General features: G+C 71.8%; 17 protein-coding genes and 1 pseudogene. 11 read left to right on the top strand and 7 right to left on the bottom strand.

Translation table 11 applies throughout. The features are described 5' to 3' along the window. The first annotated feature begins 22 nt into the window (after positions 1 to 22). The 3 genes from FF36_RS22905 to FF36_RS22895 are packed head-to-tail and all read left to right on the top strand — an operon-like array spanning position 23 to position 4184. A complete protein-coding gene (locus FF36_RS22905; protein WP_044887210.1) occupies positions 23 to 1105 on the top strand; it encodes an LLM class flavin-dependent oxidoreductase in 1083 nt (360 codons plus the stop codon). Then, complete coding sequence (locus FF36_RS22900) at positions 1102 to 2871, top strand: rhodanese-like domain-containing protein (RefSeq protein ID WP_161849162.1); 1770 nt, start codon at positions 1102 to 1104, stop codon at positions 2869 to 2871. The genes FF36_RS22905 and FF36_RS22900 overlap by 4 nt, the downstream gene beginning before the upstream one ends. Further along, complete coding sequence (locus tag FF36_RS22895; RefSeq protein WP_044887209.1) at positions 2868 to 4184, top strand: NtaA/DmoA family FMN-dependent monooxygenase; 1317 nt, start codon at positions 2868 to 2870, stop codon at positions 4182 to 4184. The genes FF36_RS22900 and FF36_RS22895 overlap by 4 nt, the downstream gene beginning before the upstream one ends. A 46-nt stretch (positions 4185 to 4230) precedes the next feature. Here the strand turns inward: FF36_RS22895 and FF36_RS22890 are convergent, their stop codons facing one another. Continuing rightward, the gene (locus FF36_RS22890; RefSeq protein WP_044887208.1) at positions 4231 to 5457 is read right to left on the bottom strand and encodes an acyl-CoA dehydrogenase family protein; all 1227 of its coding nucleotides are present in this window, start codon (positions 5455 to 5457) and stop codon (positions 4231 to 4233) included. A gap of 139 nt (positions 5458 to 5596) precedes the next feature. Between FF36_RS22890 and FF36_RS22885 the strand changes: the two genes are divergently transcribed. After that, entirely contained in the window at positions 5597 to 6046 is a 450-nt protein-coding gene (locus tag FF36_RS22885; RefSeq protein ID WP_044887207.1) for an RrF2 family transcriptional regulator, read from the top strand. Between the two features lie 46 nt (positions 6047 to 6092). On the opposite strand, the gene FF36_RS22880 is transcribed toward FF36_RS22885, so the two are convergent. Then, a complete protein-coding gene (locus tag FF36_RS22880) occupies positions 6093 to 6911 on the bottom strand; it encodes a DUF1684 domain-containing protein (protein WP_044887206.1) in 819 nt (272 codons plus the stop codon). Between the two features lie 32 nt (positions 6912 to 6943). Next, positions 6944 to 7762, bottom strand: a complete 819-nt coding sequence (locus tag FF36_RS22875; RefSeq protein WP_044887205.1) for an Fpg/Nei family DNA glycosylase — start codon at positions 7760 to 7762, stop codon at positions 6944 to 6946. 110 nt (positions 7763 to 7872) lie between these two features. On the opposite strand from FF36_RS22875, the gene FF36_RS22870 reads away from it, so the two are divergent. The 3 genes from FF36_RS22870 (at position 7873) to FF36_RS22860 (ending at position 10360) form a co-directional block, all read left to right on the top strand. Beyond that, entirely contained in the window at positions 7873 to 8844 is a 972-nt protein-coding gene (locus FF36_RS22870) for an acyl-CoA dehydrogenase family protein (protein ID WP_044887227.1), read from the top strand. Between the two features lie 135 nt (positions 8845 to 8979). Beyond that, a complete protein-coding gene (locus tag FF36_RS22865; protein ID WP_044887204.1) occupies positions 8980 to 9579 on the top strand; it encodes an SAM-dependent methyltransferase in 600 nt (199 codons plus the stop codon). A 43-nt stretch (positions 9580 to 9622) separates the two neighbouring features. Continuing rightward, on the top strand, positions 9623 to 10360 hold the full coding sequence (locus FF36_RS22860) for a glycosyltransferase family 2 protein (protein WP_052681352.1): 738 nt from the start codon (positions 9623 to 9625) through the stop codon (positions 10358 to 10360). Between the two features lie 81 nt (positions 10361 to 10441). Here FF36_RS22860 and FF36_RS22855 read toward each other — a convergent pair whose 3' ends face one another. Continuing rightward, complete coding sequence (locus FF36_RS22855; RefSeq protein ID WP_044887203.1) at positions 10442 to 11419, bottom strand: alpha/beta hydrolase; 978 nt, start codon at positions 11417 to 11419, stop codon at positions 10442 to 10444. Between the two features lie 148 nt (positions 11420 to 11567). Between FF36_RS22855 and FF36_RS22850 the strand changes: the two genes are divergently transcribed. Continuing rightward, positions 11568 to 12668, top strand: coding sequence for a helix-turn-helix domain-containing protein (locus FF36_RS22850; RefSeq protein ID WP_044887202.1), 1101 nt, complete (start codon positions 11568 to 11570; stop codon positions 12666 to 12668). A gap of 130 nt (positions 12669 to 12798) precedes the next feature. Here FF36_RS22850 and FF36_RS22845 read toward each other — a convergent pair whose 3' ends face one another. Together FF36_RS22845 and FF36_RS40105 are read right to left on the bottom strand one after the other, a co-directional pair. Continuing rightward, the gene (locus FF36_RS22845) at positions 12799 to 13020 is read right to left on the bottom strand and encodes a ferredoxin (protein ID WP_242419166.1); all 222 of its coding nucleotides are present in this window, start codon (positions 13018 to 13020) and stop codon (positions 12799 to 12801) included. 158 nt (positions 13021 to 13178) lie between these two features. Beyond that, positions 13179 to 14135 carry a cytochrome P450 gene (locus FF36_RS40105; protein WP_277912974.1) on the bottom strand — a complete coding sequence of 319 codons (957 nt, stop codon included), beginning with the start codon at positions 14133 to 14135 and terminating at the stop codon, positions 13179 to 13181. Between the two features lie 1476 nt (positions 14136 to 15611). Here FF36_RS40105 and FF36_RS40100 point away from each other — a divergent pair. The 3 genes and pseudogenes from FF36_RS40100 to FF36_RS22825 all read left to right on the top strand — a co-directional run. Beyond that, positions 15612 to 15804, top strand: a pseudogene (locus tag FF36_RS40100) (TetR/AcrR family transcriptional regulator); the annotation flags it as partial. 875 nt (positions 15805 to 16679) lie between these two features. Beyond that, positions 16680 to 18164, top strand: coding sequence for an aldehyde dehydrogenase family protein (locus FF36_RS22830; protein ID WP_044887198.1), 1485 nt, complete (start codon positions 16680 to 16682; stop codon positions 18162 to 18164). Positions 18165 to 18362: 198 nt separating this feature from the next. Beyond that, positions 18363 to 19229, top strand: coding sequence for a mycofactocin-coupled SDR family oxidoreductase (locus tag FF36_RS22825; protein ID WP_044887197.1), 867 nt, complete (start codon positions 18363 to 18365; stop codon positions 19227 to 19229). Between the two features lie 98 nt (positions 19230 to 19327). Here FF36_RS22825 and FF36_RS22820 read toward each other — a convergent pair whose 3' ends face one another. Next, positions 19328 to 20932, bottom strand: coding sequence for an HNH endonuclease signature motif containing protein (locus FF36_RS22820; protein ID WP_044887196.1), 1605 nt, complete (start codon positions 20930 to 20932; stop codon positions 19328 to 19330). Between the last annotated feature and the right edge of the window lie 323 nt (positions 20933 to 21255).

Raw genomic sequence — 21255 nt, 5'->3', positions numbered from 1 at the left:
GGATGACGAACGAGAAGGGCCGATGACCGACACGAGCGCCTTCAGGCTGGGCTTCTTCACCCGGGCGGCGATCCGCTCCGACGCGCGCCAGGCCTACGCGGATGCCCACGAACTGTTCGTCGCCGCCGACGAGCTGGGTTTCGACTCGGGCTGGGTCGCGCAGCACCACCTGCCGACGTCGACCCATCCCCTCGGCGGGCTGCCCTCGCCGTGGACGTTCCTCGCGAACGTGGCGGCCTCGACCCGGCACATCCGGCTCGGGACGGCGGTCAACGTGCTGCCGCTGGAGGACCCGGTGCGACTGGCCGAGGACGTCGCCGTCGTGGACATCCTGTCCGGCGGGCGGGTCGAGCTCGGCCTGGGCAGCGGCTCGGACCAGCGTGCCTACCGGGCCCTCGGGCGCGACTTCGGCCGCAAGCGGGAGATCCACGCGCAGCATCGCGAGCTCCTGCGCCGGGCGTTGAGCGGCCGGCCGTTGACCGAGGACGGCGCGGTGCTGACGCCGTGCGCGCCCGAGGTGGCCGAGGCCCGGATCTGGCAGGGGGCGCACAGTGGCGAGACCGCCGAGCAGGTGGGCCGGGAGGGCCTGAACCTCCTGCTCGACCAGACCGCCATCGGTTTCCCGGACCGTCCCGGCACGGTGCACCGGGGCTGGGCGGACCGGTACCGCGCCGCCCTGCCCGCGGGTGTCGGGTCCGCGGGTGTCGGGTCCGCGGGTGTCGGGTCTGCGGGTGTCGGGCGGCGGGTGGCCGTGTGCCGGGCGGTCTTCCCCGCCGCGGACCGGGCCACCGCGCTGGCGCACCTGTCGGACGGGCTGTTCCCGGCCTTCGCCAACATCAAGGCCTCCGGCGCGTTCCCGGACGTCGGCGAGGACACGATCGACAACGTCCTGTCGACCCTGCACATCTTCTGCGGGCATCCGGACGAGGTGATCGAAGGGCTGGCGGCCGAGCCGGTGCTGGGCGTGGCGACGGATCTGCTGGTGCAGTTCGAACCCGGCCGGCCGTCGCTGGACGCCGCCCTGGAGGCGCTGCGGCTGATCGCGACGCAGGTGGCGCCCGCGCTGGGTTGGCGACCCCACCGCCCCGCCGCCGTGGCCCGGTGACGGGCTCGTCGGCCGGGGTCGTCGCCCCGCGCGAGCTCCATGCCCGGCTGCGGGCCCGCCAGGACCTCGTGGTGGTGGACGTGGGTACCCGCGACGAGTTCGCCGCGGGTCATCTCTCGGTCGCCACGCACGTTCCCCTCGACCACCTCGAACCTCGGCTGCCCCTGCTGGCGCCCCGGCCGACGGTGCCCGTGGTGGTCGTCGGAACGCGCGAGGAGACGGTCATGCGGGCCGTACCCCGGATGGCCGCGCTGGGATACACCGATGTCAGCGTGCTCGACGGCGGCCTCGCCGGCTGGCGGGCGGCGGGCGGCGAGCTGTTCACCGGATACAACACGGTCAGCCGGGCCCTGGGCGAGGTCGCGTTGCGCCGGCTCGGCACGCCGAGGGTCTCCGCGACCGAACTGCGCGCCGGCCTCGACGCGGGGGAGGACAGCGCGGGGGAGGACGTGGTCCTTCTCGACACCCGCACGGCCGAGGAGTTCGAGTACACGGCCATCCCGACCGCCCGCAACACGCCGGGGGTCGAGCTGGTACGCCGGGCGTACGCGGCGGTCCGGTCGCCACACACCCGGGTCGTGGTGACCTGCGCCGGCCGGACCCGTGGGATCATCGGCGCGCAGACCCTGATCGACGCCGGGTTCCCCAACCCGGTCGCCGTCCTGGACGGCGGCCTGGCCGCGTGGAGCCTCGCCGGCTACCCGTCGGTGGCCGGTTCGACCGCCCCGCTGCCCGTGCCCGAGCCGGCGCAGGAGGCCCGGGCGGGGGAGTCGGCGCGGGCGCTCGCCGCCCGCACCGGGGTGTTGGAGATCTCCGCCGCCGAGCTGAGCGGGTTCGTCGCGGCGGCGGCCGATCGGACGCTGTATCTGCTTGACGTCCGTACGCAGGCCGAGTTCGTCGCCGGTCACCTGCGGGGAAGCCGGTGGGCGCCGGGCGGCCAGCTCATCCAGGCGACGGACGAGTACGTGGCCAGCCGCGGTGCCCGAGTGGTCCTCGTCGATGACGGCTACGGCACGCGGGGATTCACGACCGGCGTGTGGCTGGCCAGGATGGGCCTGCCCGACGTTGCGGTGCATCTCCTCGACCTCGATCGCCGGTCCCCGGACCTGCCGCGTCCCGACGTCCGGCGTCCCGACCTGCCGCGTCCCGATGTCCGGTACTTCGACCTTCTGCGCCAGGATGTCGTCGGATCCGACGTACTCGTGTGCGGTCCCGAGACCGTCCCCCTGCCCGAGGTCCCGACGGTGAGCGCCCCGGCGTTGCGGGAGCTGCTCGACGGCGGCGCCGCGGTCGTCGTCGACGTCGAGCCGCCGTCGGCGGCCGGGTGGCTGCTCGCGCGGCCCTACATCCCGGGATCGTGGGTGACGACGCGCTCGGCGCTGGCGGCGTGGCCTGGCCTCCCCGCGGGCGAACCATTCCTCGTGGTCACCTCCGGCGACGGCACGCTGGCCCGCTGGGCGACCGCCGATCTGCGCGCCGCGGGCCGAGGGAGCGCCGCGGCGCTCGACGGCGGCACCCGGGCGTGGCGCGAGGCGGGCCTGCCGACCGCCACCGACTCGGCCCAGCAGCCCGCTGATCCAGGCAAGCCGCTCGTGCTCCCGCCGCCCCCCACCCGCCAGCAGCGCGCCCGCCTGCACGAGGACTACATCGTCTGGTGCGCCGCCCTGGAGGAGCAACTGCGTCGCGACGGCATCGTGTCGTTCCCGGTCGGCGTCGCGGCGGTCGACGCCGGGGCCCGCGCTCTCGGAAAGGAGGTGGCGCGATGACCGACGCACCGCGCCAGCTTCACCTCAATCTCGTGCTGCTCGCGGACGGCGCGCATGTCGCCGGCTGGCGGTACAACAACAGCCCCGACTCGTTCACCGACATCGACCACTTCGTCGAGCTGGCGCGGATCGCCGAGCGCGGCACGTTCGACGCGCTGTTCCGCGGCGACAACCACGGCGCCATCCACAGCGAGCACGGCCGGCGCAACTGGCACGCGCTCGAACCGGTCTCGCTGCTCGCCGCGATCAGCCAGCGCACCGAGCGCATCGGGCTGATCGGTACCCGTTCGGCGATCTTCGGCACGCCGTTCGAGGTCGCCCGCCAGTTCGCCTCCCTCGACCACATCACCGCCGGCCGGGCGGGCTGGAACATCGTCACGAGCTGGGCGCCCGAGACCGCCACGGCCTTCGGGGTGGGCGCGGAGCCCGCCGAGGAGGAGCGCTACCGGTGGGCGGGCGAGTTCGTCGAGGCGGTCCTGCGCCTGTGGGAGAGCCTCGAGCCGGACGCGGTGGTCGCCGACCTGGCGACCGGACGGTTCCTCGACGAGGCGAAGGTCCACGAGGTCGACGTCCGCGGCCGGTACTTCCCCGTGCGGGCCACCCTCGGCTCGCCCCGCACGCCCCAGGGCAGGCCCGTGCTGTTCCAGGCCGGCGCGTCCCCGCGGCACCGGCAGTACGCCGCGCGCTGGGCGGACGGGCTGTTCACGGTCCAGCGCACGCTCGTCGGCGCGCGCAGCTTCTACGCCGACGTGAAGGCGCTCGCCGCCGGCCACGGCCGGCGTCCCGAGGACGTGCTGGTGCTGCCCGGGCTCGAGGTCACTGTGGGCTCCACCGAACAGGAGGCCCGTGCCCGCCGGGACGGGCTCAACGAGTTGTACGGCATGGAGCACCTGGTGGAAAAGCTCGCCGAGCGGTTGTTCGTCCCGCCGGACCTGCTGAAGCCGGATGCCCCGCTGCCGTACGAGCAGGTCGAGTCGTTCACCCCGCCGTCGCGGGCCAGGCCGTTTCGCGACCAGGTCCTCGCGCACGCCCGCGTGCGGAACCTGACGGTGCGGGAACTGATCGCGGACAACCCCGGCGGCCACCTGTCGATCGTGGGCAGCCCGGAGCAGATCGCCGACCACCTTCAGACGTGGTTCGTCGAACGGGGCGCCGACGGCTTCAACATCTTCGTCGACACCGCGCCCGAGGGCCTGGAACTGTTCGTCGACCACGTTGTGCCGATCCTGCGTCGGCGCGGGATCTTCCGCCACGAGTATCCCGGCCGGACCCTGCGCGACATCCTCGGTGTCGGCGCGCCGGGCCCGGCTTAGTGGAAGGCCCGGCTTAGTGGAAGGCCGGCCTGGCGGAAGGCCCGGTCTAGAAGAAGGCGCCCGGGGGCGGCAGTGTTCCGTTCAGTTCATGGTCGCCGATCAGGCGCAGTTTGTAGGAACGAGGATTGTGCGAGGCGAGGGTGCGGATGTTGCGCCAGTGCCGGTCGAGCTGCGGTCCGCGGCGCACGCTGGTGGCGCTGCCGGCGTCGAACAGCAGCGACGCGGTGTCGGTGCCGATCCGGTCGACGATCGTCTTCGCCTTCGCCGCGGCGAACATCGCCCGTGTCCGGGCGTCGTCGGCGTGACCGTCGCCGTGGCCGAGCGCCTCGTGCGCGGCCGCGAGTGCGACGGCGGCGGTGGCCACGATCGATGTCGCGGCGAAGCTGTTCGCCGCGATCTCCCCGACTGTCTCCTGCACCGTCGGCTCGTGCCGGGGTTCCTCGACCAGGCCGTGGCGGAAGTTGCGGGAGCGCCGCGAGACGAGCTCGAGGACGTCGAGCCGCACGTTCTCGACGATGCCGGCGATGATGGTCGTCAGGTAGAGCTGGGAGAAGGTCGGGCTCAACGCCCGTCCCGGGTCGGTCGCGTCGCCGAACGAGAGGAGCTCGGTCGCGTGGACGCGGACATCGTGGAACTCCGTGGTGCCCGAACCGGTGAAACGCTGGCCCATGCCATCCCAGTCGTCGAGGTGCACGACACCCTCGCGGTGGGCGGGAACGATCGCGCTGACCAGCGCGTCGTCCTCGGCTACGGCGATCACCACGATCCGGTCCGCGTAGATGTTGCCGGTGCTGTAGTACTTGCTTCCCGCGAGCAGGTAGCCGTCCCCGTCCCGGACCAGCTTCGTCGAGGTGCCGATGACGCCCGCCCGAGGGGTGGACAACTCGCTTGCCGCCGACCCGAACAGCTCACCGGCGACGACCCGGTCGAGCCAGCTGTCGCGCGTCTTACCGGGCGGCTGGCGCAGGAGTGACTCCACAAAGCCGAAGTGGTTACGCAGTGCCTGGGCCAGGTTGGGGTCGGCCGTGCCGAGCCGGCGCACGACATCGAAGAAGGCGGCCAGGCCGAGCCCCCGCCCACCGGCGGCGACCGGCACCCGCAGCGTGCCAACTCCCCACCGGCGCAGCAGGTCCATCTCCGCGAAGGGCGGCCGGTCATGGGTCTCCCGCTCGGCCGCCCCGGTGGCAATCTCGGCCAGCAGGTTCTCGAGACCCGCAAGCGGCGCCCCGGCGGCCGGCGCCGCCGCGGTCGGTGCTGCTGGACCAGGACTCATCGCATGTCTCCCGTCTGCCCAGCGTAAATCCTACTATGCCGATCGGTTTTAGCGATTATCGCCGAAGTGGCGTCGAACTCCTAGAATGTCGACGACGGGCCGCAGGTGCGTCGCATGATCCCGACCCGATGCAGGCGGCATGAAGATTTCGGCGCGAACCGACTACGCGCTGCGAGCGGTCATCGAGCTCGCGGCCGCCCACCCACAACGTCGCTCGGCGCCGGAGATCGCCGAGCAACAGCAGATCCCCCGCCAGTTCCTCGACAGCGTGCTCGGCGACCTGCGCCGAGCCGGCCTCGTGGCGAGCCAGCGCGGGGTCGGGGGCGGGTTCTGGCTGTGCCGGCCCGGGGATGAGATCACCCTGGCCGATGTCATCCAGGCGGCGGACGGGCCGGTGACCACCGTGCGCGGCGAGCTTCCGCAGGATCTCGCCTACGAGGGGACGGCGGTGCCCCTGCAGAAGGTCTGGATCGCCATGCGCGCCGGCCTCACCAGACTGCTGGAGTCGGTGACGGTCGCTGACGTTGCCCGGGACCAGCTTCCCGCCGAGGTGATCGACACCGCCGCGAGCCGGTCGGCCTGGCGGTAGCGCCCCGAAGCCGAGGCCGAAGCCGAAGCCGAGGCCGTCCCCGGGCCTAGCTGTCGAGATATTCGAGAATGTCGGAGACGTCGGGCTGCGGATGGCTTTCGCCGGCGGTCACGTGGACTTCCAGGACGTTTCCCGGCGGCGGGGCGGGAGCCGGGATGCGGTCGTTGAACGCGGCCAGCGGCAGCACGGCGCGGTTGAAGTCGAGCACCGTCGTGTTGTCGTCGTCGGGCGCGGGAATCCGCAGAAAGCGGAACGGGAAACGGTTCCGTCGCGACAGGTCGACGAACACGGCGTGTAGCTCGCCCTGCAGCAGCGGACTCACCGCGAGCCCCGTCGTGCCGCCGTCCGGCAGGCTGAACTCGACCCGGCCGACCAGGGTGAGCGTCATCGTGCCGGACTTGGTGCTGGGCACCTCGACCGGGACGCTGGAACCATCGGGCCAGGGCTGGAAGACGGCGGGAACCACCCAGTCCGGATGCGGCTCGAAGACCTCCATCGCACCGTGCGAGACCCGGATCGCGCCCTCCTCGACCTGGCTGAGGCCCAGGCCGTACGTGCCCTCCTGGCCGAGCAGCGTCTTCTGCTGGTCGGTGAGACCGGCATAGGAACCCAGGCCGCGCAGCGGGGTGTCGAGAACCACCCGACGCAGCGCGCCCGGCGCCGACCGGCTGCCGGTCCCGGTCAGCGCGCCGAGCGGGTTGGCCCACGCATCGAGCGGGTTGACCCACGAAAGACCGGCGACATCGGACGAGGTGGCCGAACGGTACGCCCGACCGCGACACAGGCTGGAAAGCGGGCCAAACGGGGCGGTGAGTGCCTCCACTCGCCGGGCATGCCAGCGTTCCCACTCTTCGGTGAATCCCATGACCGGTCTCGCCCTCGTCGCATCGGTACAGTTCAGCCTATGTGAGGTGGCTGGCAGCCGGGGCACCAGAACAGGTTGCGGCCGGCCAGGCGGGTGGTCAGCACCGTGGTGGCGCAGATCAGGCAGGGCTGGCCGGCGCGGCGGTAGACGTAGACCTCGCCGCCGTGGTCGTCGACCCGAGGGGGGCGGCCCATCGCCTCGGGGGTGTGCTCGGGGCGCACGGTGTCGATCCGGCCCGTCCGCACCCCGTCGGCCATCAGCGTGACCAGGTCGGCCCAGATGGCCGTCCACTGCCGCCGGGCCAGGTCCCGTCCGGGCAGCAGTGGGTCGAGGCCGGCCCGGAACAGCACCTCGGCCCGGTAGATGTTGCCCGGGCCGGCCACGACCGTCTGGTCGAGCAGGAGGATGGCGATCGGGGTGCGGCTGCGTTCGATCCGTCGCCAGGCCAGGTCCGGGTCGGCGTCGCCGCGCAGCGGATCGGGGCCGAGCCGGTCGCGCAGCGTCTTCACCCCGCCGGGTTCCAGCAGCTCGCAGGCGTTGGGACCGCGCAGGTCGGCGTATCCGGCGTCCGCGGTGAGCCGCAGCCGGACGGCACCGGTCGGCACGGGAGCGGGCAGGGGGCCGAAGGCGTAGGTGCCGTAGATGCCGAGGTGCACATGCAGGATCTGGTCGTGGTCGAACCGCAGGAGCAGATGCTTGCCGTGTGCCTCGGCGTCGGTGAGCAGCCGGCCGTCCAGCCGGCGCGCTCCCTCGGCGAAACGGCCCTGGGGGCTTGCCACGGCCACCGGCCGGCCGGCGAACATCCGCTGGTGAACCGCGGCCAACCTGTGCACAGTGTGACCTTCGGGCATAGTCGGGCGATCGTACTGCCGCGGAGGGGGTACCCCATACTCCGACGAGCGGCCCGGCGGACCCTCGGGTGGCCGCCCGCCGTGAACCGGATGCCGGTTGCGAGGGGACCATGCGAGCACCTAGTCGGGTACGGGCTGACGCGTTGGCCGAGGCGTGCGTGGCCGCGGGGGACCTGCCGCTGCCGGGGGGCGGCCGGACGCTCGAACGCTGGACGGCGCTGGCGGCGCTCGCGGCGGACGATCTGGTGCTCGCGCGGCTCGCCGAGGCGCACGCCGACGCGGTGGCCATCGTCGCCGAGCTCGCGGGAGAACCGCTGCCGCCGGGGTCCCGCTGGGGGGTCTGGGCGGCGGAGGATCCCACCGGTGTACTGACCGCCGTCCCGCTCGAGGAGCAGGGGACGGGCTGGCTGCTCGACGGGGCCAAGGTCTGGTGTTCGGGCGCGACCCTGCTGACCCACGCCCTGGTCACTGCCCGCCACGGACAGTCTCGCCAGCTCCTCGCGGTCGCGCTGAACGCCCCGGGGATCACCGTCGCCGCCGACGACTGGGCCGCCCCCGGCATGAAGGCGGCCGACACCCGGCGGGTCCGCTTCGACCGGGTTCCCGCCCGCGCCGTCGGCGGGCCGGACGAATACCTGCGCCGTCCCGGGTTCTGGATCGGCGGGATCGGCGTCGCGGCCTGCTGGTACGGGGGTGCTGCCGCCGTGGCCGCGCCGTTGCGGGAGCGGGTCGGCGGCCGCGGGGACGACCCGCACGCGGCGGCCCATCTCGGCGCCGTCGACGTCGCGCTCGGTGGCGCCCGCGATGTGCTGCGGGCGGCGGCGGTCGCGGTCGACGGCCGTCCCGACGCGGATCACGCGCGTCTCGCCCGGCGGGCACGGGCGACGGTGGCGGGGGCGGCGGCCGAGGTGATCCGCCGGGTCGATCGGGCGCTCGGGCCGGGGCCGCGCGCCCGCGACCGCCGGCATGCCGCTCGCGTCGCCGACCTGGAGGTCTACCTCCTTCAGGAGCACGCCGAACGGGACCTGGCCGATCTCGGCGCCGCCGTCGTTGCCGCGGCCGAGCCCGGCTGGTCGCTGTGACTCGCGAGCGGCGTCCCCGCTGCCGTCCCCGCTGCCGTCCCCGCTGCCGTCCCTGCTGTCGTCCTTGCTGTCGTTGCCGACCGGAACCCGGGTACACAGCGGGAAGCCGGGCCGCGAGGGTTCACGGAGGGTTCGATGACGCTGCCGCCGCAGTACTTCGACGAGATGTACGCGGGCGACGGCGACCCGTGGGGCTTCGCCGACCGCTGGTACGAGCGGCGGAAGCGGGCGCTCACCGTCGCCCTGCTCCCCGACGACCGCTATGCGACCGGCTATGAGCCGGGCTGCTCGATCGGCCTGCTGACCCGCGATCTCGCCGGCCGCTGCGGGCGGCTGCTGGCGACCGATGTGGCGCCCGCCGCGGTGTCGGCCGCCACCCGCCAGACCGCCGACCTGCCGAACGTGCGCGTCGAGGTGGCGCGGCTGCCGGGGGACTGGCCCACGCGGACCTTCGAGCTCGTGGTGCTCTCCGAGGTGGGTTACTACTTCGACCGGGCCGACGCCCGCCTCGTTGCCGCCCGTGCCACCGCCTCGGCGGGCACGCTCGTCGCCGTCCACTGGCGGCATCCCGTCGAGGACTACCTGTGCGGGGGCGACGAGGTGCATGCGCTGCTCGGGGAGGCCGCCGCCGGTGCGGGACTGACGCGCCTCGTGCACCATCTCGAAGACGATCTGGTGGCGGACGTCTGGGCGCGCGACGCCCGCTCGGTCGCCGCGCGGACGGGCCTGCGGTGAAGCGGGTCAGCCTGCTGTGAACCGAATCAGCAGGGTTGGCGTCGTGGTCCCGGCCCATGACGAGCAGGATCTGATCGGGGCCTGCCTGGACGCGTTGGGCGAGGCGGTCCACCATCCGGGTCTGCGTGGCGTCGACGTCGCGGTGCTGGTCGTGCTCGACGACTGCGGCGACGAGTCCGCCCGGCACTGCCGGACGCGCGCCGTGCCGACCCTCGCCGTGCGCGAGCGGAACGTGGGCAGGGCCCGGTCGCGCGGGTTCGCGCACCTGATCTCCCGGGTGGCGGCGGGCATGCCGGCAATCCATCCACGCGCGGTGTGGCTCGCGACCACCGACGCGGACAGCCAGGTCTCCCCCGACTGGATCACGACTCAGGTGGAGTTCGCGCGCGACGGCGCGGATGCGGTGTTCGGCGTGGTCGACATCGACGACTGGGACGGCTTTCCCGCCCCCGCTCAGCGACGTTTCCTGCGGCATTACCGTGGGATGGAACCTGCAGACTCGAGTCGGCACCGGCATGCGCACGGCGCCAACCTGGGCATCCGCCTGGATGCCTACAACCGGGTCGGCGGCATCCCCCCGCTTTCCGTCGGCGAGGACAACGCCCTGGCCGCGAACCTGCACCGCCATCTCGACCTGCGCGTCCTGCATACGACCGCGGTGCGGGTCACCACCAGCGCGCGCCGCGACTCCCGTGTCGACGGCGGATTCGCCCACGTCCTGAGCGGCTTCGAGCAGCCGGGGGACCCGCGCCGGCAGGTTTCCGCCCGCCCGCGGTCCTAGCACTCGCGGTCCTAGCACTCGCGGTCCCAGCACTCGCGGTCCCAGCACTACGGTCCCAGGATTCCCAGCTCGGGAGCGGTCCTAGGATTCTCGGCTCGGGAGGAGACGAGGCTCGAGGCCGAGGCGGTGGACGATCGCGCGATCCTCGTCGGCGATCATCTGCCGGGTGATCTTGGCGTTGTGGATGAGCCGCGAGCCGTGGAAGGTGCCCGGGTAGAGGTGCAGCTCGGTGGGCACCCCGGCCTGGACGAGCCGTTGCGCGTAGGCGAGGCCCTCGTCGCGCAGCGGGTCGAACTCGCAGACCGAGACGAACGCGGGCGGCAGGCCCGACAGGTCCGCCGCGCGCGCCGGCGCCGCGTAGGGCGGCACGACCGCGTCGGGGGCGCCGGCGCGGTCGGCGAGGTAGTAGCGCCAGGTGAGCGCGACCTTTCCGCTGTCCCACATCGGGGTGTCCGTGAGCGTGCGCATCGACACGGTGTCGAGACGGTCGTCGAGTTTGGGAGCGGTGAGAAACTGGAAGCAGAGGGCGGGGCCCCCGCGATCGCGGCTGAGCAGGGTCAGCGCGGCGGCGAGGCACGCACCCGCGCTGCCGCCGGCGACGGCGATGCGCGCCGGATCCACGCCCAGGCTCGGCCGGGCCTCGCGGGCCAGCCAGGTGAGCGCGGCGTAACAGTCGTCGACCGCGGCCGGGTAGGGATGCTCGGGCGCGAGCCGGTAGTCGACGCTGACCACCACACAACCCAGCTCCGCGAACCGGAGTGCCTCGGAGTGCGCCATGTCGAGATCGCCGAGAATGAAACCGCCGCCGTGCAGGAAGAGCACCGCCGGACAGTCGGCCGGCGCCGCGACGGGACGGTAGATCCGCACCCGGACGTCCGGCGCCCCCGCCGGTCCCGGGATCGTCCGCTCGCTGATCGAGACCATACCGCCGGAATCGGGCTGCGGCGCTGCCGCGGTGAGCTCCCGTATCAGCGCGCGGGCCTGTGCGACGTCGGCGATCGGCACGTCGACCAGAAGCGCAATCCACGGCGCGATTTCCGGGTCGATGGCGTAGCGCACCGGCGATCCTCCCGTCCGTGAGCTGGCACCCGGGGGCTGGGGCCTCGGGTCATCGTTGAGCGCGGGCTTGTTTCGTGTCCAGCGGCGATCGCTCGCCCGCGCGCCTTGCCGGCGCCCGCGCGCCTGCCCACGGTCGTAGTCTCCTGGCATGGAGGGGCTGATCCTGCGGCTGGCGGACCTGGATGAGGGCGCGCTGGGCGCGGTGCGGATCATCGCCTTCTTCGACGGCTTCGTCGAGCACCGGGCCAGCCTGGAGGCCGTGCTGTCGGCCACCGCCCAGTTCGCCGGGTGCGAGGTCGGCCTCGCCGGTGGTTCGGTGCCGCCGTTGGCGGTGCGGGCTGGTGGGGGAGTCCCGTCCGCCGGCGACCCGCCCGACGGTGTGGCCCGGGCGCCGGTTGGCGATGACCGGTGGGTGTGGCTCGCGCGGCCGGGACAGCCGCTCGCGCAGGATCGGATGCTCCTGGACCGGCTGGCGCACGCGGTTCGGGCGCTGTCCCCTCGGCCGCGGCTCGACCATCCCGGGACCGGAGATCCGGCGCTGCTGGAACTGGTGCTCGGCGCGGGCGCTGATGATGCCGGCCGGGCGCGTGCCCTGCGGCTGCTCGGCATCGAGCCGACCTGCCCGGTCACGGTCTACGCCGTCCGCTCGCCCGATCCCGCGGCCGGCGCCGAGTTCCTGGCCGGGCTGCATCCATGGGTGCGCGCCGTGCGGATCGGCGACGTGCGCGCGGTGGTCGGTCGGGAGGCACCCGCCGACGAGCCGACGATCCCGACCGGCGTGCAGGTGGGCCGGTCCGCGCCGGTGCCGGCTTCGGCGGCGCAGCGGGCGTGGCGCGGCGCCCGCACGGCGTTGCGGTTCACCGGCTCGGGGCTGCCGGCCGGGCTGACCACGCTCGCCGGGGGGTCGGCGCTGGTCACCGAGGAGAGCCTCGGCGTCTGGCGGGCCATCGCCGAGCAGGTGCCCGGGGAACGGCTCGCCGCCTCGCCGGACGTGGCGGCGCTGCGGCGGCTCGGCGCCGAGCCGCAGGGCCCGCAGACGCTGGCCATGCTCGTCGCCGTCGGCGCCACCGCCTCGCTGCGGCAGGCCGCGGCCGTGCTGTACGTGCACCACAGCACCCTGATCGCGCGCCTGACCAAGGCCGAGCGCGTCCTGGGTTTCTCCATCGACACCCCGGCGGGCCGGACCCGGCTGACGGCCGCACTGATCATCCGGGCCCTCTGCGCCGATCTCGACGACCTTCCGACCTGAGCCGACCGGACCGGGCCCGACCGGACCGGGCCCGACCGGACCGGGCCCGACCGGACGGGGCCCGACCGGACTGGACTGGGCCCGACCGGACCCCCTTCGGCTTACAGGTCCCCGCTCGCGCGGACTACACCTACTCGACCGGCGAGAGCACTCGCTCCGGGCAGGCCGCGGCACCGAGCCGGGCAGCCTCCTCCAGGCCAGGTGGCACGTCCAGCTGTGCCACCGCGCCGATGAAACCCTCGTCGTCGAGCGCATAGACCTCCGGGGCCTTCGCATGACATTGCGCGTGGCCATGGCAGAACTCGTTGCTGACCGACACCTTCATCTGAGTCCCTCTCAGCTCGATGGTCATCACGCAGTGCGTGATGAGAAAGCCGGACGTGGTGCTGGGAAGCTGTATCCGACCGCGCAGCTCATCCCGGTGCGACCGCCTACCAGATCCGGAACGGGTTCGAGATCCTGCGGCGTTCCAGGCGTCGCGTAAGGCGCCACGGGACCGCGGCCGCTGGCTCAGTCACGGTAGGCAGGCATACCCACGCCTTCGCGCGGCCCGGGAGTGAAGCGAACCGGAAGGTGCTTTACCGCGTAGACGTCGCCCGCGTCCGCAAGGCGCTCGATGGGAGCCGCGACATGCACGTCCGGCAGCCGACGCAACAGTTCGGTAATCATCACGCGGAACATGGCCCGCGCGAAGTTCGATCCCAGGCAGCGGTGGACACCCAGCGCGAAGGCCATGTGCCGATTCGTGCCGCGATCAAGATCGATTTCGTGCGGGCATTCGAAGGCGCTGGGATCGCGGTTGGCCGCCGCGAACATCAACATGACCCGGTCGCCCTTCTTGAGCTGGCGGCCGTGGAACTCCGCGTCCCGGGTGACGACTCGGGTGAGGCCCTGCACCGGGGTGTCATGGCGCAGGAACTCCTCCGTCGCGCTCTCCAGGACGGCCGGGTCCTCGAGGAGCCGGCGGCGCAGTGCAGGATCGGCGTCGATGCGCAGGAAGGCATTGCCGGTGAGGCCTGCCGTGGTGTCCATGCCGCCGAGCAGGAGCAGCACGACGATGCCGGCAAGCTCCTCGTCGGAAAGCTTCGCTCCGTCGATCTCCGCCTCCATGAGATCGCTGAGCACGCCCTTGCCCCGGTGGAGCCGGCGCTGGGCGATCTCCTGGGCGATCGTGCCGTAGATGTTGGCCGCGGACTGGGCGGACCGCTCCGGGGCATAGGCACGGTCATGGATGAGAGAGTGCAGCCAGTCGATCCAGTCCGGCCAGCGGCTCTCGTCGAAGTCGAGGAGCTGCAGCGTCCACCGGGCCGGAAGCGGGGTGAAGAGCTGCTCGGCGAGGTCGGCTTCGCCGCTCTCGATGAAGGCGTCGATCAACTCGGTGGCCGTGCGCCGCAGGGCCGGCTCCCGTTGTTCCGCCTCCTTGGGCGAGAGGTAGGGAAGCAGTAACTTCCGGTACTTCTGCAGCATTGGCGGGTCGATGTCGATCGGAATGAAAGACGTCTCGATCGGCAGGGCCGGAATAGCTTTGCTCATATGGTTGCTGAAGAGATCCGAGTCTCGACAGGCGTCGAACACGGCCGCATACGAGGTGACGAGCCAGTAGCCGCCCCAGGCCGATGACTTGGCCACGGGGCAACGGTTCTGGAGATCCGTCATAATCTCGTAGTTGTGTTCCCGGAATCTTGCGCTNTGATGGTCCAGGTCGGTGTCGCTAAATCCTGCTTCGTCTACGGTGGTCACGGGTCGGCCTCTCGTTTCGTGATTATGATATGACGGCCGGGCCGATCTACCGCATTTCCGGCGCTGTTTCAGCGTGTCGGTGATCGGTAGCAACGGCAAGCCTGTCGGCCTGTTCCGCCAGCCTGCGGTGGGACGCAGTCAAGCGTGATGAGCGCAGTGGGAATGACGGGAAAGTCGCCGGCGTTCCGGATAGCTGCCGCCGCAGTCACCGAGCGCCGTCCGATGTTCAGTGGCACCGACTTATCCCTAGAGTGCGTACACGAGAACGTTGCGTCCCGCCGCGCCGGCTCTCGACCCGGCTCGGGAAACGGCTGCCGGGTTTCTTGGGGGGATGGCGAGGTCGGTGAAACACTTCTGGTCGGGCACCTCGTCGCGCGCGACAAAGGCGATGTGCGGCGACCATGTCTACAGAACGGTTCGCGCTGACGGCCGCGACCAGATCATCGTCGGGAGCGGACCGGCTGGCGGCGCGGCCGGCGGGCCGGCTCGGGAGCCGTCGGGTATCGGCTGCGGGCGCCTGTTCTCGACGCGACCGGACGGTGCCCTCTGGGGCAAGGCGGACGATCGTCAGGGTGGGCGTTCTCCGTCGTGATGCAACGCCACCGTGCCTGTGTGTCACTGGTTACCCAGCGCGACCGCGGCCTGGCCGCCGGGGAGGCCTGGATCGGGGCGACGCGCGGCCCTGATCTGGTCAGACGACGGGGGGCTCCACCCTTTCTCCTGGACTGGGGCACGCCGACCACTGCCCGGCATGCCGCGCCCGCATCCGCACGGCGGCCCGACGACTCGGTGGTGGCTGTGCTCGACGATGCGAGACTGTGGTCTGCGACACGCTGGTAGGCTAGCCTTATTGAGTCAATAGAGTCAATAAAGTTCTATTCGATCTTCCTTGAAAGGATTGAGTATCCGATCGATCGCATTGAGTGACTTCGGGAACCCTGTAGGCATCGGCGGCTCCTCGACGGCCCCGGCGCACAACATCTTGATCCTGGGAGTCCTCCCACCATCGGCCATTAGGGGCCACCAGGGGCACGCTCGTGTGGACGAGGCCGGGAGCGGGTCGTCCCGCCGTCACGCTGGAGGCGCGCTGTCGGACTGGACGAACGCAGTCGGACTGGAGGCACGCCGTCAGGCTGGAGGCACGCCGTCGGACTGGAGGCACGCCGTCAGACTGGACGAACGCAGTCGGACTGGAGGCACGCAGTGGGGAACAGGTTCGAGACGCCCGCGAAGATCCTCGATGCAGCGTTGGGGTGCATAGCGGCTCGCGGCCCGGCCAAGATGTCCCTGCGCGATGTTTCCGCGGCTGCGGAGGTCTCCCGTGGCACGCTCTACCGGTACTTCAAGACCAAGGGTGAGCTGCTCACCGCCATCAGCGACCACGTCCGGCGGGGGGNCGGCGCCGCGCTCGACGAAGCGGTCGCCGGGCAGCCGGTCGCCTCCGGTCGCCTCCGCGCGATCGCCGACGCCATCATGCACTACGGAGACGACCATCCCGAGGTTTCCCGAGTCATCGAAGCGGAGCCCGCCTTCGCGCTGGAGTTCATCCGCGGCATCTTCCCGACCTTCGTGGCCCAGGTGACGGAACTCCTCGAGCCCGTGTTCGACGATCTTGGCATCGTCCAGGAAGGCACGGTGAGACGGGAGGTCCTGGCGGAGCTTCTGCTGCGAGCCACGAGCTCGCTGTATCTGATCCCGTCCCCCAACCCCGACGAGATGACCGACGCGGTCGTGACCCTGTGGGCTTCTGTCGCCGCGCCCGCGAAGGTCGGCGATCCCGGCCCGGAAGACGACGCCTGACCTGACTCGGAGGTTCTCCATCCAGGGAATGTCTCGGCGGCTCGGAGAGGGGTGATGTCACCAGACGGATACTCCAGGGCGCAGTCTCGGTCGGACGAGGCTGCGAGCACCGAAATCCTTCACCGCCGGGGTTCGGCAGTTCCTGCGTGCCTGCCTTCCAACTCCCGGGCCCGGCCGGTGGACCCGGCCAGCAGACGACGTCCCGCCTTGGCCGGAAGTGGCGACTGTTCAAATAGCCGTCCCGCCGATCCCGCGGTGACCAAAGCGGGATTGCGGTTCGGCATGCCCGAAATATCCGCCGGGGGCGATCGATCGCTCCGGCGCGCGACGGACTTTCGTACAAAGAGGCCGATCGTCCTCGTGTGCGAATCCGGGCCTACACGTAGACATAGTGTCAGATGCGCTGTAACTTTCCTCGACGCACCCGCCCCGTCAGGACGGGTCTTCGATGGCGAGGGAGTCTGATCGGCGATGACGACGGTGTCTGAGGCGGTGTCCGTGCAGGGCGAGCTTCGCTTTCTGATCGACGGGAAACTCGGCGAGTCGGTGGCGGGCGGCCGCTACGACAACATCAACCCGGCCACCGAGGAGGTCCTCGGTCAGACGACCGACGCCACGGCGGCGGACATGGACCGGGCCATCGCGGCGGCGCGCCGCGCGTTCGACGAGTCGTCGTGGTCGACGGACCGGGAGCTGCGCAAGCGGTGCCTGGCCCAGTTGCAGGCCGCGCTGGAGGACGAGAAGGAGGCGCTGCGCGCGGAGCTCATCGCCGAGGCGGGCGCCCCGGTCGCGGTGACGCACTTCGCGCAGCTCGACTGGCCGCTGGCGGACGGCCTGCGCGGGCCGCTGGAGCTGATCGACACCTTCCCGTGGGAGCGCACGCTGCCCGACACGAACCTGTTCGGACCCAGCCACCGCGCGGTCTGGAAGGAGCCGGTGGGGGTGGTCGCGGCGATCGTGCCGTGGAACTACCCGTTCGAGGTGACGATCAACAAGCTCGGCCCGATCCTGGCGACCGGCAACACGGTGGTGCTCAAGCCCGCGCCGGACACGCCCTGGAACGCCACCCGGATCGGCCGCCTCGTCGCGGAGCGGACGGACATCCCGGCGGGCGTCGTGAACGTGGTCCCGACCTCGGACAACGCGGTGGCCGAGCTGCTGGTGACCGATCCCCGGGTGGACATGGTGTCGTTCACCGGGTCGACCGGGGTCGGCCGGCGCATCGTCGAACTGTCCGCCGGGACGATGAAGCGGACGCTGTTGGAGCTCGGCGGCAAGTCCGCGATGATCGTGCTCGACGACGCCGACCTCCCCTCGGTGCTGCCCGGGGCCGGGCTCGGGGCGTGCCTGCACGCCGGGCAGGGCTGCGCGATGACGACGCGGATCCTGCTGCCCCGCTCCGTCTACGACCAGGGCCTCGAGATCCTCACCGAGGTGTTCCGCCAGCTTCCCTACGGCGACCCCAACGACCCGGCGAACCTCTCCGGCCCGCAGATCAACGCCCGCCAGCGCGACCGGGTGCTGGACTACATCGAGATCGGCAAGGCCGAGGGCGCGCGGGTCGTCGCCGGCGGCGGCCGTCCGGCGCACCTGCCGACCGGCTACTACGTCGAGCCGACGCTGCTCGCGGACGTGGACAACGGCATGCGGGTGGCTCGCGAGGAGATCTTCGGCCCGGTGGCCGCCGTGATCCCCTTCGACGACGAGGTGGACGCCGTGCGGATCGCCAACGACAGCCCGTACGGCCTGTCCGGCGGAGTGTTCTCCGCCTCGCTTGACCGCGGCCTGGCCGTCGCCCGCCGGATCCGCACGGGAAGCATCAACGTCAACGGGGGCAACTTCTACGGCTCGAACGGCCCCTACGGCGGCTACAAGCTGTCGGGCAACGGCCGCCAGGGCGGCATCGAGGGCTTCGAGCAGCACCTGGAGAGCAAGTCCGTCGGCTACGCCGGCTGAGCTGCCCACATCCGGGCTGCTGATCCTCCGGGCCGCCGGCTGTACGGGCCGCAGTTCGTCTGGGCCGCCCACACCCGGGCCGCTGTTCGCCGGTCCGGCGATTGCCCGGACCGCTCATGCCCGGACCGCTCATGCCCGGACCACCGTTATCCGGACAGTCCACCACCTGATCGCACGCACGAACAGAGGAGCAGGACAATGCCAGGTCGCCTCGAGGGCAAGGTCGCCTTCATCACGGGTGCGGCGCGCGGGCAGGGCCGCAGCCACGCGGTTCGCCTGGCGCAGGAGGGCGCCGACATCATCGCCATCGACATCGTCGAGCAGATCGAGTCGAACCCCTACCCGCTGTCCACCCCGGAGGACCTCGCCGAAACCGTCACCCTGGTCGAGAAGCTCGGTCGGCGCATCATCGCCACCAAGGCCGACGTCCGTGAGCGCGACCAGCTCCGCGAGGCGGTCAACAAGGGCGTCGCCGAGCTCGGCCGCCTCGACATCGTCGTCGCGAACGCCGGCATCCTGCCGATGGCGATGGGCGACCCCCAGGCCACCGACTTCATCGACGCCGTCGACGTCGACCTCATCGGCGTGCTGAACGCCGTCGCGGTCAGCGTCCCGCACCTGCCGGACCGCAGCTCCATCATCGTCACCGGCTCGACCGCGGCCATGTTGCCCAACACCACCGACAACCCCGCGATGGGCCCAGGCAGCGCCGGCTACGGCTGGTCGAAGAAGATCCTCATCGGCTACGTCGAGGAGATGGCGCTCCACCTGGCCTCGAAGTTCATCCGGGTCAACGCCATCCACCCGACCAACGTCAACACCCACCTGCTCCACAACGATGGGCTGTACGCGCAGTTCCGGCCGGACCTGGAGAACCCGACCCGGGAGGACGTCGAGCCCGCGTTCGTCGCGTTCCAGGCGATGCCGATCCCCTACGTCGAGCCGGTTGACATCTCCAACCTGGTGCTGTTCCTCGCCTCGGACGAGTCCCGGTACATCACCGGCCAGCAGATCCGGGTCGATGCCGGCTCCCTGCTCAAGTTCCCGAACGGTCCCACAGGCTGATCTTCGCCGAGCCTCGTGGAAGGCAGTGCTCGGGCCGCGTCGAAGTGCTCGCCGAGCACCGCCTCCCACGAGGTTCCAACGTTCGACTCCGGGGCCGCTCACTGGTCTGCCGGGGGGCCGAGGAGGGTTTCGAGGGGCTGGGTGTAGGGGTTTCGGCGGGGTCTTTGGGTCGGGTCGACCCAGAGAGGTGCGAGGAACTCGGGTCGGCGGTCGGCGCCGAGTCGGACGGTCCAGCCGTGGTGGTGGAGGAAGCGGTGGTGCCAGCCGCAGACGAGCACGAGGTTGTCCAGGCAGGTGGCGCCGTTGTCGGTCCAATGCCGAATGTGGTGCGCCTGGCACCAGCTCGGCGGCCTGGTGCAACCGGGGAACGCGCAGCAGCGGTCGCGGGCGACCAGGGCGCGGCGCAGGTCGGCCGGGACGGTGCGTTGTGTGCGGCCGACGTCGAGGGGGACGCTGTCCGGGTTGAGGACGATGCGGCTGACCTCGGCGTCGCAGGCCAGGCGGCGTAGCACGGAGCGGGGTAGCGGCTGGCCCCAGCTCGTGGACGCGGCCGGCCCGCCGCGGCCGACCAGTGTCGCCCAGGGGACGGTGACGGTCAGGTGGGGGCGCACACCGCCGGAGACGGGTACCGATGAGGCGTCGAGGGCGCGGTGCAGAAGCTCGACGAGCGCGTCGGCTCGGCGGCGGGCGGGGCTGCGAGGGTCGGGCGTGCCATCGACGGCGGGGCTGGGGGCGGCCAGGCTGTCGAGGGCGGTGCGCAGGAGAGCGGCGCCCTCGGCATCAAGTTCACCGCTGATCCGGGTCATCCCGTCGGACAGGTCGGTGATCGACAGGTGGCGGCGCGACGCCGGATCGTCTCCATCGGCACCACCGCCGACGTTGCCGCCGTCGGGATTATGATCATTTCCGCCGTCGCCGTCGCCGTCGCCACTACTACCGCTGTTGTTGTCGGCGGGGTCGGGGCTGTCGCCGCCAGGGCTGGTGTCGACGTCGGTAAGCCGTTCGCGGATGTGGCGGCCGAGGAGGGCGAGATCGGCGGGGTTGAAGGTGTCCGCGCACCGGAGCAGGAGCGCTTCGGCTTCACGTCGTGTGCCGACGTCCACTCCGCGGGGTAGGGCGCGCAGCGCCGCGTGGATCGCGAAGGCCTGGTCGACGCTGATGGTGCCGGCGGTCAGGGCAGGGCCGGTAGCGGTGAGGTCGCCGTCGACTGCCAGGGCGAGACCGAGTAGCCGCTGGGCCTCGGCGGGGCGGATCCGCAGCCGGGCGCGCAGGAGCGCAGCGGTGCTGGTGGCACCCTCGCGTTGAGCGCTGCCGCGGCCGTGCAGCTCACGGATCAACCCCAGACGCAGCGCGGCGAGCCGGGCCAACAAAGCCGAGCAGTCCAGCACCGCGCTGTCCAGGTCGCCATCAGACAGGGACCAGCCGGGCATGTCCACCGCCTGCCCGGCCAGCTCGTCGAGCCCGGACAGCGCGGCAAGCAGCCGTGGACAACCCGTCCGGTCAGTGCCGAAGGCGGAAGCCGGGACGGCGTCGGGGCCGGGGTCGGGGGTGGCGGCGAGGTCGGAATCGGGACCGGGGGTGGAGTCTGCGTCGGCGATGGGGTCGGGGTCGGCGATGGGGTCGGGGTCGGGGTGGGAGTCGGCGTAGGGGTCGGGAACCGGGCTGGGAGCTTCGCGGCCGGGGCTGGGGCCGTGCGTGTTCATGAGTCAACGGTAGATCCCGGACGCTTGAAAGTCGAACGTATGTTCGTATCCGTGAGCGATGTGGGGAAGCGGCCCGCCGCATGCCGCCGGCCCGTCCATGTCCCCAAGGCTGCGACTGCCTGCGGAGAGTGGGGCGGGCGACGAGAAGATCCCCAGCGCACTCGTCGCCGGGTACGGCCGCTGCGACTGCCAGTGAACAGTGGCGCCGGGCGGCGAGGGGCCGGTGCAGATCGCGGGCCGGGACGGCGATTGCGGGTGGGGCGGCGGCTGACGGTGGGGCGGCGGCTGAGGGTGAGGTGGGGCCGCGCCGGCGGCGAAGCGTT

The organism is Frankia torreyi, assembly GCF_000948395.1.
GTDB classification, from domain to species: Bacteria; Actinomycetota; Actinomycetes; order Frankiales; family Frankiaceae; genus Frankia; species Frankia torreyi.
Note: the sequence above shows the minus strand (reverse complement) of the source record. Positions and strands in the feature narration are given on the sequence as shown.

Coding starts and splice junctions, on each gene's coding strand:
- FF36_RS22905 (WP_044887210.1), top strand. CDS start 23: ATGACCGACACGAGCGCCTTCAGGCTGGGCTTCTTCACCCGGGCGGCG.
- FF36_RS22895 (WP_044887209.1), top strand. CDS start 2,868: ATGACCGACGCACCGCGCCAGCTTCACCTCAATCTCGTGCTGCTCGCG.
- FF36_RS22890 (WP_044887208.1), bottom strand. CDS start 5,457: ATGAGTCCTGGTCCAGCAGCACCGACCGCGGCGGCGCCGGCCGCCGGG.
- FF36_RS22885 (WP_044887207.1), top strand. CDS start 5,597: ATGAAGATTTCGGCGCGAACCGACTACGCGCTGCGAGCGGTCATCGAG.
- FF36_RS22880 (WP_044887206.1), bottom strand. CDS start 6,911: ATGGGATTCACCGAAGAGTGGGAACGCTGGCATGCCCGGCGAGTGGAG.
- FF36_RS22875 (WP_044887205.1), bottom strand. CDS start 7,762: ATGCCCGAAGGTCACACTGTGCACAGGTTGGCCGCGGTTCACCAGCGG.
- FF36_RS22870 (WP_044887227.1), top strand. CDS start 7,873: ATGCGAGCACCTAGTCGGGTACGGGCTGACGCGTTGGCCGAGGCGTGC.
- FF36_RS22865 (WP_044887204.1), top strand. CDS start 8,980: ATGACGCTGCCGCCGCAGTACTTCGACGAGATGTACGCGGGCGACGGC.
- FF36_RS22850 (WP_044887202.1), top strand. CDS start 11,568: ATGGAGGGGCTGATCCTGCGGCTGGCGGACCTGGATGAGGGCGCGCTG.
- FF36_RS22845 (WP_242419166.1), bottom strand. CDS start 13,020: ATGACCATCGAGCTGAGAGGGACTCAGATGAAGGTGTCGGTCAGCAAC.
- FF36_RS40105 (WP_277912974.1), bottom strand. CDS start 14,135: ATGCTGCAGAAGTACCGGAAGTTACTGCTTCCCTACCTCTCGCCCAAG.
- FF36_RS22830 (WP_044887198.1), top strand. CDS start 16,680: ATGACGACGGTGTCTGAGGCGGTGTCCGTGCAGGGCGAGCTTCGCTTT.
- FF36_RS22825 (WP_044887197.1), top strand. CDS start 18,363: ATGCCAGGTCGCCTCGAGGGCAAGGTCGCCTTCATCACGGGTGCGGCG.
- FF36_RS22820 (WP_044887196.1), bottom strand. CDS start 20,932: ATGAACACGCACGGCCCCAGCCCCGGCCGCGAAGCTCCCAGCCCGGTT.